10 protein-coding genes are annotated in these 13,114 nt (G+C 66.6%); 3 read left to right on the top strand and 7 right to left on the bottom strand.

Annotation, left to right across the window (positions count from 1 at the left end; genetic code table 11):
• Positions 1–25 precede the first annotated feature (25 nt).
• Positions 26–682 carry a GntR family transcriptional regulator gene (locus M0209_RS09725; RefSeq protein ID WP_258888077.1) on the top strand — a complete coding sequence of 219 codons (657 nt, stop codon included), beginning with the start codon at positions 26–28 and terminating at the stop codon, positions 680–682.
• Positions 683–689: 7 nt separating this feature from the next.
• On the opposite strand, the gene M0209_RS09720 is transcribed toward M0209_RS09725, so the two are convergent.
• From M0209_RS09720 to M0209_RS09695, 6 genes are read right to left on the bottom strand one after another with little or no spacing between them, the layout of a single operon-like run.
• The gene (locus M0209_RS09720; protein WP_258888076.1) at positions 690–3,332 is read right to left on the bottom strand and encodes a TonB-dependent siderophore receptor; all 2,643 of its coding nucleotides are present in this window, start codon (positions 3,330–3,332) and stop codon (positions 690–692) included.
• A gap of 54 nt (positions 3,333–3,386) precedes the next feature.
• A complete protein-coding gene (locus M0209_RS09715) occupies positions 3,387–5,084 on the bottom strand; it encodes a CocE/NonD family hydrolase (protein WP_258888075.1) in 1,698 nt (565 codons plus the stop codon).
• Positions 5,081–6,061, bottom strand: a complete 981-nt coding sequence (locus M0209_RS09710) for a hypothetical protein (RefSeq protein WP_258888074.1) — start codon at positions 6,059–6,061, stop codon at positions 5,081–5,083. The genes M0209_RS09715 and M0209_RS09710 overlap by 4 nt, the downstream gene beginning before the upstream one ends.
• A gap of 3 nt (positions 6,062–6,064) precedes the next feature.
• Positions 6,065–6,808, bottom strand: a complete 744-nt coding sequence (locus M0209_RS09705) for a hypothetical protein (protein WP_258888073.1) — start codon at positions 6,806–6,808, stop codon at positions 6,065–6,067.
• Positions 6,805–8,268: a hypothetical protein gene (locus M0209_RS09700; protein WP_258888072.1), complete on the bottom strand. Its 1,464-nt coding sequence runs from the start codon at positions 8,266–8,268 to the stop codon at positions 6,805–6,807. The genes M0209_RS09705 and M0209_RS09700 overlap by 4 nt, the downstream gene beginning before the upstream one ends.
• Positions 8,269–8,312: 44 nt before the next feature.
• Positions 8,313–9,593: an MFS transporter gene (locus M0209_RS09695; RefSeq protein WP_258888071.1), complete on the bottom strand. Its 1,281-nt coding sequence runs from the start codon at positions 9,591–9,593 to the stop codon at positions 8,313–8,315.
• A gap of 64 nt (positions 9,594–9,657) precedes the next feature.
• Between M0209_RS09695 and M0209_RS09690 the strand changes: the two genes are divergently transcribed.
• Both M0209_RS09690 and M0209_RS09685 read left to right on the top strand, forming a co-directional pair.
• Positions 9,658–10,827 (top strand): cytochrome P450, encoded by a 1,170-nt coding sequence (locus M0209_RS09690; protein ID WP_258888070.1) that lies wholly within the window; start codon positions 9,658–9,660, stop codon positions 10,825–10,827.
• Entirely contained in the window at positions 10,827–12,089 is a 1,263-nt protein-coding gene (locus M0209_RS09685; RefSeq protein WP_258888069.1) for an alpha/beta hydrolase, read from the top strand. Before M0209_RS09690 ends, M0209_RS09685 begins: the two co-directional genes overlap by 1 nt.
• Here the strand turns inward: M0209_RS09685 and M0209_RS09680 are convergent.
• Positions 12,086–13,054: a hypothetical protein gene (locus M0209_RS09680; RefSeq protein ID WP_258888068.1), complete on the bottom strand. Its 969-nt coding sequence runs from the start codon at positions 13,052–13,054 to the stop codon at positions 12,086–12,088. The genes M0209_RS09685 and M0209_RS09680 overlap by 4 nt on opposite strands.
• Positions 13,055–13,114 lie beyond the last annotated feature (60 nt).

The following is a 13,114-nucleotide window of genomic DNA, read 5'->3' as shown; positions in this document are numbered from 1 at the left end:
TCCAGGGGGAGCGCGACGGAAGAAGATGAAGACGGCCGAGGCACGCACGACCACCGAAGTTGCCGACTGGCTGCGCGAAGGCATCCGCCGCGGTCGCTACGCGCCCGGGCAGCGCTTGATCGAAAGCGACATCAGCAAGGGCACCGGCGCACCGCGATCGAAGGTGCGCGAAGCGTTGCAGCGGCTGGCGAACGAAGGGCTGGTCATCCTCGAGGAGTTTCGCGGTGCGTCGGTCCGCGCGATGAGCATCGACGAAGCGCGCCAGATCTACGGCGCGCGCATTGCGCTCGAAAGCTATGCGGCGGGCGAATGCGCGCGCCTCGCGAGCGACGAACAATTGCTCGAACTGGCGCGGTTGCAAGACGCGATGAACGCGCTCGAAACCACCGGCGACCATGACAAATTCGCCGCGCTCAACCGCGACTGGCACGCGCAGATCATCACGGGCGCCAACAATGCGCGGATCGCGACCCTGTTGGGGACGCTCAATATCCAGATCTACCGCTTGCTGTTCTCGACCTTTTACAGCGCGAAACGCATCGATGCCGCCAACGCCGATCATCGCGTCATCACGACGGCGATCGTCGAACGCCGCGCCGGGGACGCCGAACGGGGAATGCGTGCGCATATCGAACAGGGTTTCCTCGCCTTGAGAGAGATCGACGCCATCTACCCTGCCTGATCGTAGGTCAGAAGGTCTTGCGGACGCTGACCGCGAACAGCCGCCCAATCGGATCGGCTGCCGAGGCATCGTATCCGCCACTGCCGTTCACGCTGGGCGCGATGTTCACATAGGGCGGGGCGATGTTGAACAGGTTGCGGACCTCGACCCCGAAGACGAACGGCGTCGCGCGGTCCCCGATCTTCCACGTCAGGTTCAGGTCGATGGGCGTATAGCTTTTGACCGACTGGTTCGGCGTCACGGCGGTGTTGGTATAGCCGTTCAGGTGCGTCGCGCGCAGCATCACACCGAACGGGCCCTGTTCCCAGTTGATGCTGGCCCGCGCCTTGAACTGCAGCGGCTGAAAGATCTGGTTGAGCTGGCTGATCACCGGCGCGGTCGGCGTCTGCGCGGTGTTGTAAGCGGTCAGATACGTACCGCTGAGGTTGAAGCCGAAGGTTCCGGAGTTTTCGGTCCGCAGGGTATAATTGGCCTGAAAATCGATACCGCGCGTCACCGAGCTCGCCAGATTCTGGCTGCGCCCGTCGACATAGACCGTGACGTTAAGCGGATTGCCGCCGGGGAACGTTCCCGACACGGCAAGTCCCTGGGCGACTAGCGCCGCGACCGCCTGTCCGGCGGCGGCCCCCTGAACGATCAGGCCGGTGCCGTCATATTGCGAAGCGCGGGTCAGCACCGCGAGATCGGACAGCAGCGCGACCACCTGGTTACGGTAGTCGACGTTGAAATAGGTCAGCGACAGCCGCAGGTCGCGGACCGGCTCGATGTCGGCCCCGACCGACCAGGTCGTAGCGCTTTCGGGATTGAGTCCGAGGTTGCCACCCGAGCGGGCAACGCCGACGATAGGAGCGCCGCCCGCCGGATTCTGGTAGTTCTGGACGAACAGCTGGTTGGTGTTGCCGTAGATCTGGGGCAGCGTCGGTGCGCGGAACGAGGTGCCGTAACTGCCCCGGAACATCAGGCCCTGAACCGGCGACCAGTTGACGCCGAATTTCGGGTTCACAGTCTTGCCGACATCCGAATAGCGGTCCTGCCGCACGGCGGCGTTGAGATCGAGCTTGCGGAAGCCGGGCACTTCGTTCTCGCTGCCGAACAGCGGGACCAGCAATTCGGCATAGAGCGAGTCGACGCGGCGTCCTCGTGTCGTAAACACCACCGTTGTGCCGGGATTGCCCCGGGCAATGCCCAGATCGACGCTGAATTCCTGACCTTCGTATCCGACCGCGACTTTCACCTCGCCGCCCGGCAGCCGGAACAGCGGCCCGTTGAGCCGCGCTTCATAGCCGGTGAAATTGCCGATCGTCGGATTGATCGAAATCTGGTTGTAGATGCCTGAAATCGTCGCGGCCGACGTGCGATTCAAGCCATAGGGATCGAAGGCAGTCGCGGCGGTCGCACTGGCCAGCGCTGCCGTGAGCGCCGTGTTGTTGACGCCGAACAGCGACGAAGAGTTGTCGTCGGTGCGGCCCTTGCCGATCAGCGCCTCGAACTGGAAATCATGCGGCAGCTTCACGCGGATGCCCGGCGTGACCTGCCAGCTTTCGCCGTGCCCGAACGACACGTTGCGCGGCAAATCTGCGGACAGGTTGTAATTGACGGTGTAGCTGGTGCCAGTGAACCCGGCCGGCCGCACGAAGAACGCATTGGTCTGCGGTACGGTCAGCGCCGCGTTCACATAGGCCGGATTACGCCGGAATGTGCGCTTGCTGTAGAACGCATCGGCGAACACCGTCAGCCAGTCGGTCAGGTCGAAGCTGAAGGTCGCGTTGACCGAATTATAGGCCTGTTGAGGGATCAGATCCTGTCCCTGCAAATCGTCGCAACGGTTGCTGGTGCCCGCGACCAGGCTGCCCGCGTTTGCCTGTGTCACGCCGCCGACGGGAATTGCGTAGTTGATTCCGCCCGCCGTGATCGTACCGGGCGCGCAGCGGGTGCTGCTGTAGTCATTGCCCCCGAACGCGGTCTGGTTCGACCGGAAGAAGCCGCGGTCGGCCCCGTCGAGGTTCGATTTCTCGACATGCTCGAACGCGACCATCACCTGGCCGCGATCCCATTTCTTGCCGAGCGCGGCACCCATGGCGTATTCGTGATAGGCGCCGTCGCCCGCCACACCCGCGCGCGCGAAGGCTTCTGCGCCGTCAAGGCTGCGACGCGGGATCAGGTTGACGACGCCCGCGACCGCGTCCGACCCGTAGATCGCCGAGGCACCGTCGGCGACGACTTCCACGCGTTCGACACCCAGCGTCGGTAACACCGACGGATCGATCGAACGGCTGTTGCTGGTGACGCGGTGGCCGTCGATCAGGATCAGCGTTGCGTTAGGCCCGATGCCGCGCAGGTTTATCGAGTTGCCATAGACGATGTTGCCTGCGCCGCCCGACTGGCCGCGCGAATTCTCGCTGACGCCGAGGTCGAAGACTTGCGGCAGTTCCTTGATTGCGCGGTCGAGCGTAACACGGCCCGATTCGACGAGCTCGGCACGACCGAGCGACACGACGCTGCTGCCGACGGGCGCTTCGCCCCGGACGCGGCTGCCGGTGACGATGATTTCACTGTCGGTGGGCTCGGCCGAAGGCTGCGGCTGATTCTGTGCCTGTGCAGCACTCGTCAGCCCCGTCGTCGCAAGCAAAGCTGCTGCCAGATACCGCATCGCCATCCTCCCTTTATTGTTATGCATAGAACCTATCAATCGTCCACGCGATTGTCAACGATCCATGCGCGCGGGCAAATCGAGCGTGGCACTGTGGATCGTCCAGCCCGGCGCGGGCGTCTGGCGGATTTGCTGAAGGTTGCGCTGGCGGGGGTCGGCACCGGTCAGAGCAACGCGCAGTCTTGCGCCCGCCTGAATGACGCGCGAGATCGGGGTGAGCGCGAACCGCAACTGCGCGGGCTTGCCCGGCACCATCGGTCGCGCATCGGTCTTCAGCCCGGAATTCCACGGGGTGCCGAGCGTGTCATAGGGCGCCTTGGCTTCCTTGCGTTGCGCGGCGGATAGCCGCCCGAACGAGACGACATCGGCGCTGCCGTCGGCGGCCACAACCTCCAGATAGGCGAACAGCGGCGCATCGGTCTTGTCGACGCTCGCGATGACATCGATGACCGGGTAGCCGATCGACGTCATCGGAGCCGGCAGCGCCGCACCCGTCCAGTTCAGCCCGTGTTCGCCCTGCGGCGTCACCCAGAAAGCGAATTGTTCGGCCGGAGGCAGGGTGTAGTCGGTCGTGAAATGCCGGGTACCCGCAGCACCGGGGCGCGTATCCAGCGTGCCCGCCGCAGTCAGATAATAGGTCCTGTGCGGCTCGCCGACGCCGGGCAACGCGTTGCTGCGAACCCATTTCTGCGCGGCAGGCCTGCCCTCCACGGCATAGGTCGCGCGCGGCTCTCGCTCGATGCCGTTGTCCACGCCCTTCAGATAGTGATCGAAGTAGCGGACGACTTCGCCTTGCAGGTCGAAATCGTCGGGCGGATTGCAATGCCCGCCCGGCGCGGCGATGAACTTGCCGCCGAGGGTGGCCGCTGCCTGGAGCACTTGTGCGGTGGGTTCGTCGCGCCAGTTGCTCCAGAAATAAGTGGCGATCCCCGCTTTCTTGATCGCGCCGACGTAGGTATAGACCGCGACTTCGTTCCAGAACGGGTTGCCGGTCAGCGGCGATACGCTGTCGCGATAGGGCATGCCGTACCACAAGGGTCCCATCGGGGTGTTGCCCGCATGCTGCGCGACGGCGGCCTTCAGCAGGGTGCCGTCATCGCCATCGACCGGCAGGCTCATCAGGTCGTCGGACAGCGGTTCGTCGGCGCGCGTGTTGAACTGCGCAGTGATGCCGCCGCGCCGCACGAAACCGTATTTGTCGATCTCGCTCGCGCCGACGAACACGGCCTTCAGCGAGGGCGGGGTGGTGGTCGCGACCTGGAACGTCGTACCGCCGAGGTACGAACACCCCATCATGCCGACCTTGCCGGTCGAAAAGGGCTGCTTCGCCAGCCATTCGATCAGGTCGCGCCCGTCGAGCGCTTCGGTCCGGTCCTGGAATCCGCGCCGCGTCCCGAACGAAGCGCCCTTGCCGCGAATATCGGCGACGGCGACGACATAGCCCGCGCGCAATAGCCCGACGATGCTGGTGCGCGGCGTCAGCGCGGTCTCGACGATCTTGCCGTCCGCATTGCGGAACCGTGCGCGATACGGGGTAAAGGCAAAGATAACCGGTTTGCGGCCGGGCGTGGCCACACCGTCCATAGCAGGCTGGTAGATATTCATCGCCAGCCGTGTGCCGTCGCGCACCGGCACATAGATCGAGGTACGGACATGCGGCGGCGCGGCGATCGCGACGGGCGGGGCGACTTCCTGGGCGAGTCCACTGGTGGCGAAGCTCGCCAGCGCGAGCGCGGCGGCGGCGCGCCTCATTTCACGCCCTTCCACTTGAGCGTGAAGGCCTTGTCTTTGCACAAGATGCAGTCGGGGCCGCTGAACATGCGCCCCGCCTTAGCATCGCCCTTCAGCTGCCAGTCGAGCCACGCCGCACCGATCTGCGCGAAGCGCCCGCCGCCAGGCTCGCGATAGGTACCGCCATGGCCGATACCCGCGCCCCACAGCCGCATCGCCCGGATGCCCTCGACGCGGTCGAAATCGGCGTTCGAATTCTTGAACGCGACGTCGCGTTCGTCCCCGCTGATCCACGCCACGGGCAGGTGCAGGCGCTTCAGGTTCTCCTTGGTGGCGTCGGCCCCATCGAGCGGCGGCGCGCCGTCGGGAAAGGTCCCGCTGTTCCACACGATCAGCGTCTTGAATCGCGTGTCGTTCGACGCGGCCCAGATTGCCTGCAGCCCGCCGCACGACTGGCCCATCACCGCCAGCCGCGACGGATCGAGCCGTCCGTAGTAGCGGCTGCCGGGGCGCGCATTTTCCTTCAGCGCCCATTCAAGGCCGTCGATCAGCTGCGGCGCCTTGGTCTCCTGCTTGCGGCTGCCCGGCGGTGCGGGCGGCGGCGGAGGCGAGCCCGGCGGGGTGCGCGACTGGTTGGTCGCGAGCCAGTCCGGCCCGACCGGCCCGACCGCCACGATCGCATAGCCATGGCTGGCGATTTCGGTCAGGAAGAACTGGAACCGGTTGCCGGCATTCGCGCACGCGCCATTGCCCCAGACGATCACCGGCAGCTTACCCGCCGCTTTCAGGTCTCGCGGCGCATAGATCGTATGCGTCGGCAAGCTAGGCTCGCTCCGCATCTCGGCCTTGAACCGACCGGTGCCACCGACCGCCACCTGTCGCCTGGCTTCGGCAATTGCCGCAGGCGTCATCACCATGTTGGTGGTCTGATCGACCGGCGGCGTCTGTGCGGCGGCAAGCGTGGGCAGCAGGGTAGCGAGCAGGAGGAGGTGCTTCATGGGTTAGAACTCCGTTGCGATATCGACGCGGCGACGCGAAGGTTCGACAAGGCCGTCGGTCCCTTCGAGGTCGATGGCTTTGGGATCGAAGCCCGTCCGCACGGCGATCTGCGTGCGGGCGATGCCCATCAGTTCGAGCGCCCCGGCTACCTTGTCGGCGCGTTCGCGGGCGATGGTGCGGCTTTCGGGGACATCGGTGCGACCGGTCACGGCATAGCCGGTCACGACGATGCGTTTCGGCCTGGCGGCGCGGATCCAGGTGATTGCCCGGTCGAACAGCCAGTCGCTGAGCTGGTAGGTCAGGAAGCTCGAGTTGACGTCGTAGAACAGGTGGAACGTCGTTGCTGCATAGGGCGCTGGCGGCGCAATACGGGCTTCGCTGAGCGGACGCACATTGCGGCGCGGCAGGACAAAGGGGCGGCCCTTATACCCCTCCGCCAGCAGCATGTGGCGCGGGCAGGGCGCGTTGAGCACCGACACCCGCACCGGATCGAGCACCACCCCGCCGCACGGATCGCCCGGCGTCTTGCTGGCGATCCCTTCGACCAGTACCGCGCGGTTCCAGTCGGGCTTGGTCGGCGAGGGCGACACGTCATAGCGGACCCCGCTCCCGGGATCGTCGGCCAGCCAGCACCCCGATTTTTTGCCGGCATCGGTGTCGCGATAGATCGGGCAGGCGGTAAAGCTGATATCTGCGGCCCCGGCCTGGGTCGCCACCAGCGCCAGCAGGGCGACGAGCCGCTTCACAGCGCGCGCATCAGGTTGACCAGGTCGACCTTTTCCTGCTCGGTATAACCGATCGCATAGCGCCGGTCGTAATAGTCGATCACCCCGCGCAGATCCTTTGCCGAACCGTTCGAGAAATAGGGCGCGCGCGCCGCAAGGCCCCGGTTCGACTGCAACGTAATCCTGCCGACATCGGCGCATTTGCCGCTCGTCAGCGCAAAACCCGGATCATGGGTCAGGATGGCGCGACCATAGAATGGGTGGGGCTTGCCGGTGCACGTGATCCGGAACAGCGGCAGGTGCGGCTGCGGGTCCGCAAAGGGCAAGGTCGTGGTGCCGAGGTCGACCTGTCCCGGCGCGACGTCGTTCCCCATCTGCGACATGTTGTGGCAGAAGGCGCAGGCGTTGCGGACAGGGTTGCCGAAGCCTACGGGCGCGTTGATCCCCGCCGAATCGGTGATCAGGAAGGTGCGCTCGCGAAACGACCGCGCCCCGCGCGCGACCGACTGGCGGAAGGCGAGTTCCTGTGGGTCGAGCTTGGCCTTGTCGGCGTCGGACATTTTTTCCCAGGCGGCATATTCGCTCCACACTGCATTGCCGATGCTGCCGAGCTTTCCGGGCGTTTCGCGCTGGAGCGTTTCGGGTCCGCCCGCCGCTCCCGCTTCGTTCAGGGCGTAGGTGCCGACACGGCGTTGCGCGGTGAAAATGCGGCGCTCGAAATCGACGATCTTTGCGACATCGGCGGCATCCATGCGCTTGGCGAACTGCAGATGGGTGATGTCGGCATCGTGCAACTGCGCTTCGAGCGACAACACCCGGCGGTCGGCCATGAAATTGCCCGCAGCGGGCTTGTGCGTGTCGGGGTCGAGCGGCAGCGGCATCCCGGCCTTGGGATCATAGGCAAAGCCCATTGCTTCGAGATATTTGATGTTCGCGACCGGGCGCGGGCGGCGATAGACGCTGAGCTTGCCCTTGGCCGGACCATATTGCCCCGAATTGCAGCCATTGGGATCGCGCACGACCTCGATCTGGAAGTCCGCTCCCTTCACCGGCCATGGCCGCTCGATCCGGATCAGCCCGTAGTCGAGCAGCAGCGAATGCGAGGCGCGGTCGCCCTGCGGCAAGGTCGGGCAGTTCGATCCGTCATAGCCGAGGAATAGCGGATCCTTGCCGCCGGTCGCATCCCAGCGTTCGCGGGCGCTCGCCACTGACAGGCCCATCGCGTCGGCGGGCTGGTGGCAGGTCACACACGCCCGCCCGCCCGGCACGCGCGGCTCGAAGAACGGATGCCCCTTGGTCGCCATCGGCCCGCCGTCGAGCACGAGGCCGAGCACACCGTCGGGATTGGCATAGCTGAGCGCTGCCGGAAACACCCGACCCTCGCCGGGCGACCACCAGCGGTCGGGCGGCGTCGACGCGCCGGCGAGCAGCGCTGCGCCCTCAAATGCCATCATGCCGATCCAGGCTGTCGAGCGCGTCACGTATGCCATCCTCACCCAACGGTCGTTGCCGTATTTGTTGTAGCTTATAACAGTTTTGTTGGATCGTCAACAATCGCGCGACGGCGGCCCAGCACCACGGCGATGATAGTGCCGGTCACCAGGGCGAGTGCCAGCATAACCATCGGCTGCACCATGCTGCCCGTGGTTGCCACGACCCAGCCGATCGCGGCGGGGACAACAATGCCGTTAAGATTGCCGATCAGGTTGATCGTCGCGATGGCGCGCGGGTCGCGGCCGAAGTTGAAGGCGGTCGGGATTGCCCAGTAGATTCCCTGTGCCGCGCCGAGGCCGAAGCATCCCGCAACGAGCAATGCCAATCCCGCCGCATTAGGTCCGGCCACTGCGGCGGCCACGAATCCCGTGGCCGCAATCCCGGCGGCAAGTGCCACATAGCCGGTGCGATTGCCGCTGAGGTCCGACCGCCGCGCGCCGACGATCATACCGGTTCCGATGGCAATCCAGGGCAGCGCGCTCAGCACCCCGACCACCAGAGTGTCGGTGGTTCCCGCCGCCTTGATCGCCGTGGGCAGCCAGAAGATGATCGCGTTCGCGCCGCCGACCAGCACAAACCACAGCACCGCGCACAACCACAGCAGCGGGTTGGCGAGGTGGGCGAGATAGGATGTTTCGCCGGCGGTCTGCGCGCTAGCGGCCGGTTGTGCGCCCGCGACCCAGCCGCGCTCGTCGTCCGATAGCCAGCGCGCCTGGGCAGGCCGGTCGACGAACCAAAACCATGCAGCGATGCCGCCGAGCATCGTCGCCGCGCCTTCGATGAAAAACATCACGCGCCAGCCCTCGATCCCGGCCAGCGATACTTTCATCAACGCGCCCGACAGCGGCCCGCCAACGATCACCGACGCGGGAATGGCGAGCAGGGTCAGGCCGATCGAGCGGCTGCGATAGGCGGGTGGCAGCCATTGGCTGACATACCAGACGACGCCTGGGGCAAAACCGCTTTCGAAGACGCCGAGGAGGAAGCGCAGCGTGTAGAATTGCATCGGAGTCTGGATGAACGCCATCGCCGCCGCCACCAGCCCCCAGCACGCCACGCTGGCGCCGATCCAGCGGCGCGGCCCGATCCGCCGCAGCACGGCCATGCTCGGCAACTGGCACAGCAGATAGCCGACGAAAAAAATGCTCGCGCCGAGGCCATAGGCCTTGGGGCCGAGGCCGATATCGTCGTTCATGTGCAGCGCGGCGAAGCTGACATTCACGCGGTCGATCGAACTGAGGACGATGAGCACCGCAAGCGGCGCAACGACGTGCAGCCGTACCTTTGCGTAGATCGTATCGCCGTCGGCCATGCATCGCTCCCGTTGACTTTAACGGCTAGGGAAGTGAAATGGATTGTCAACAATCGAGTATGCAATGGCCGATTACGATCCCCTGGCACCCGAAGATTTCGACACGCCGCACCGCGTGTTTGCCGACCTGCGCGCGCGCTGTCCGGTCGCGCACAGCGAGGCGTTCGGGGGCTTCTGGATGCTGACGCGCCATGCCGATATCAGGGCCGTGCTCGACGATCCGCTCGAATTCACGACGACGGTCCGCAACGTCGTGCCGGGCAGTGCCGCGACCCGCCGACGTCCGCCGCTGCATCTCGATCCGCCCGAACAGACGCCGTACCGACGCGCCATCGACCGCGCGCTGGGGCCGCGCCGGGTGGCGGCCATCGTGCCGGTCGTCGAACATCATGCGCGCGCGCTGCTGGGCGATTATGTCGCGGCAGGGGGCGGCGATCTGGTCGAAGGATATGGCAGCCCGCTGCCTGCGCTCGCGCTTGCCGACTGGTTCGTGCTGACGCCAGCGCAGACGGAACGGCTGTGGCGGACCGCGCAGAAATTCGTCCGGGCCTGGGAAGCGTTCGATGTCGCGGCGGTCGAGGTCGCCAGCAATATTCTCTACGAAATCGCGCGCGAACTGGTCGCGGCGCGGCGGCTCGCGCCGCTCGATCCCGACAGCGATCCGGTCACGTCGCTGCTCGAGGCGCGGGACGCGGACGGCGCGCCGTTGCCCGACGACATGCTGGTCGGCTGTGTGCGACAGATCCTCGTCGTCGGGCTGGTCGCGCCGCCGGTGTTTCTGGGCAGCGTCGCCGTCCACCTCGCGCGCGATCCGGCGCTGCAGGCGCACTTGCGCGCCGATCCGGCGTTGATTCCGGCGGCGACCGAGGAGTTTCTGCGGCTCTACACACCCTATCGCGGCTTTGCCCGGACGTCGCGCAGCGGCCTCGACCTGCACCGGGTGCATGTGCCGGTCGGCGAGCCCATCGCGCTCGCCTATGCCTCGGCAAACCGCGACGAAGCGGTGTTCGAAGCCCCCGACGAATTTCGCCTGAACCGTGCCAATATCAACGAGCATCTCGCCTTCGGTCGCGGGCCGCATCGCTGTGCCGGCATGGCGATGGCGCGGACCATGTTGCAGGTCGCGATCCGCGAGCTGCTTGCTGCCACCACGACGATCCGGCTCGACGGTGCCCCGCGCATGAGCGGGATGCCCGAGGTCGGGCCGGTCTTCGTGCCGTTGCAGGTCGGCTGATGCGGACGCTTGTTCTTGCCGGAGTCCTGGCGTTGCTGCCGGTCGCGGCTGCGCCGCAATCGCCGCAACTGCCCGCACCCGATACGCTCCCCGGGGGTGCGCGCTGGACGGCCGAAGTGCCGCCGAACTGGAACGGCACGCTGCTGTTATGGAGCCGTGGCTATTCGTCGAACGTCGGCAATCCCGAGGCCGCACCCAAAGCGATCCGGGCCGAGCTGCTGGCGGCGGGCTATGCGCTGGCGGGGTCGGACTATGGGTCGGGCGGATGGGCGCTGGCGGAGGCGATCCCGGCCCAGCGCGCGACAATTGCCGCGTTCGCCGCCCGCCATGGCAAGCCGCGGCGCATCATCGGCTGGGGCTATTCGATGGGCGGGCTGGTGACGACGGCGCTGGCCGAACAGCGCGTGCCCATCATCGATGGCGGCGCGGCACTGTGCGCCTCGATCGGCGGCGCGACCGGCATGATGAACATGGCGCTCGACGGGGCGTTTGCGTTTCGCACTTTGGTCGCGCCCGACAGCGATATCCGTGTGACCGGAATCGACGACGACCGGGCAAATGGCGCGCGCGTCGATGCGGCGCTCGCGGCCGCGATTTCATCACCGCAGGGGCGGGCGCGGGTCGCGCTGGCCGGGGTGCTGGCGGGATTGCCCGGCTGGTCGAATGCGAGCGCGCCCGAACCTGCACCCGCCGATTACGCTGCCCAGGTAGTGCAGATGGCGCGCAGTTTCACGATGGGGGTGTACCTGCCCCGCGTCGATCAGGAACGTCGCGCGGGTGGCATTTTCTCGTGGAATACGGGCGTGGATTATCGCGCGCAGCTTGCACTGTCGGGGCGGCGGGCACTGGTGGCGCGGCTTTACCGCGATGCGGGGCTCGACCTGGACGGGGATCTGGCGCGCCTGAACGCCGCGCCGCGCATCGCTGCACAACCGGGGGCCGTCGCCTATATGATGCGCAACTACACGCCGACCGCGCGGCCGCATGTCCCGCTGCTGGCCGTGCAAAAGGTCGGCGATGGTGCGACCTCGCCGTCGTTGCAGCGCGGCTATGCCGAGGCAGCGCGGAGTCGTGGCGTGCAAAGCCTGTGGCTGCGCGAAGCCGGGCATTGCAACTTCACCGGCGCGCAGGTGCTGGCGAGCATCCGCCACGTCGAGGCGCGCCTCGCGACCGGGCGCTGGCCCGCGCGTCCGGCTGGGTTCGTTACCCACACCCCGCCACCGATGCTACGTCCCTGCGTTAGCGGTGGCCGCTGCCGTTAGGGTTTCGCCGGAAACTGTTTGCGGACGATCGTCCAGTCCTTCGCCGTGCATAGTCCGCAGGATTTGCCGACGAACCAGCGCGCGGCGCGGGCGTCGCGCTTGAGCTGCCAGTCGAGCCATGCCACCCCCATCCGCGCCCAGTCGCCGCCATTGGCGAGCTGGAACGTGCCGCCATGGCCGACCGCGCGATTGGCGTAGAACAGCGGCACATGCGCGATCCGGCCTGCATCGTCGGCGGCGTTGGGATAGGCGATGTCGGTCGGTCCGCCGATGAAATAGGCGACCGGCGTGTGGAGCTTTTTCAGGTCGTCCTTGACGATATCGACGCCGCTGACGCCGGTATTGGCGCGGGTGTAGACGCCGGTGTTGAAGCCGACCACGGTATCGATGCGCGGATCGGCCCCGGCAGCGAGCGCCTGCAACCCGCCGCAGCTATGGCCCATGACGGCGACGCGTGTCGTATCGATGTGCCCGGACAATGGATTGGCGCGGTCGGCGTCGGCGCGCACGGCCCAGTCGATGCCGTTCAGCAACTGCGCGACCGTGGTTTCGTCGGGCGTGCGACGCGGCGGAGCCATCGGCGTACCGGCGGGCGGCGGCGGCGGACCTTCGCTCAGCACGATGCGCGCGATCAGCGGGCGTTCCTCGCGCGGCGCGCCATTGGCGACGACGACATAGCCGTGGCTGGCGACCTCGCGCAGGAAATGGCTCGCGCTCAGCCCGTTATCGCGACAGCCGCCATTGCCCCACAACACCAGCGGCAGACGCGCGCGCGGCAGGCTGGCGGGGCGGTAAATCGTGTAGCCCGGCGCGTCGCTGCGCGATTCGGCAATGGCGGGGAACGGGCCGGTGCCCGCCGCTGTACCGATTGCACCGGTCGGCTTGATCGCGATCACAGGGGGCGGCGCGGGCTGCGCGAGCGCTGCGGACGACACCAAAAGCAAGGCCAACCGGGCTATCCGCATTTTAGTTCTCCTGCATAACAGCTATTGTGAACAATCGCGTTGACGGGTATGGGAGCCATC

It is taken from the genome of Sphingomonas sp. SUN039 (assembly GCF_024758725.1).
In the GTDB taxonomy this organism is placed as follows: Bacteria; Pseudomonadota; Alphaproteobacteria; order Sphingomonadales; family Sphingomonadaceae; genus Sphingomonas_O.
Note: the sequence above shows the minus strand (reverse complement) of the source record. Positions and strands in the feature narration are given on the sequence as shown.

What these genes read in the sequence shown, in the direction of transcription:
- M0209_RS09725 (WP_258888077.1), top strand. Translation starts at nt 26, where the DNA reads ATGAAGACGGCCGAGGCACGCACGACCACCGAAGTTGCCGACTGGCTG.
- M0209_RS09720 (WP_258888076.1), bottom strand. Translation starts at nt 3,332, where the DNA reads ATGCGGTATCTGGCAGCAGCTTTGCTTGCGACGACGGGGCTGACGAGT.
- M0209_RS09715 (WP_258888075.1), bottom strand. Translation starts at nt 5,084, where the DNA reads ATGAGGCGCGCCGCCGCCGCGCTCGCGCTGGCGAGCTTCGCCACCAGT.
- M0209_RS09710 (WP_258888074.1), bottom strand. Translation starts at nt 6,061, where the DNA reads ATGAAGCACCTCCTCCTGCTCGCTACCCTGCTGCCCACGCTTGCCGCC.
- M0209_RS09695 (WP_258888071.1), bottom strand. Translation starts at nt 9,593, where the DNA reads ATGGCCGACGGCGATACGATCTACGCAAAGGTACGGCTGCACGTCGTT.
- M0209_RS09690 (WP_258888070.1), top strand. Translation starts at nt 9,658, where the DNA reads ATGGCCGATTACGATCCCCTGGCACCCGAAGATTTCGACACGCCGCAC.
- M0209_RS09685 (WP_258888069.1), top strand. Translation starts at nt 10,827, where the DNA reads ATGCGGACGCTTGTTCTTGCCGGAGTCCTGGCGTTGCTGCCGGTCGCG.
- M0209_RS09680 (WP_258888068.1), bottom strand. Translation starts at nt 13,054, where the DNA reads ATGCGGATAGCCCGGTTGGCCTTGCTTTTGGTGTCGTCCGCAGCGCTC.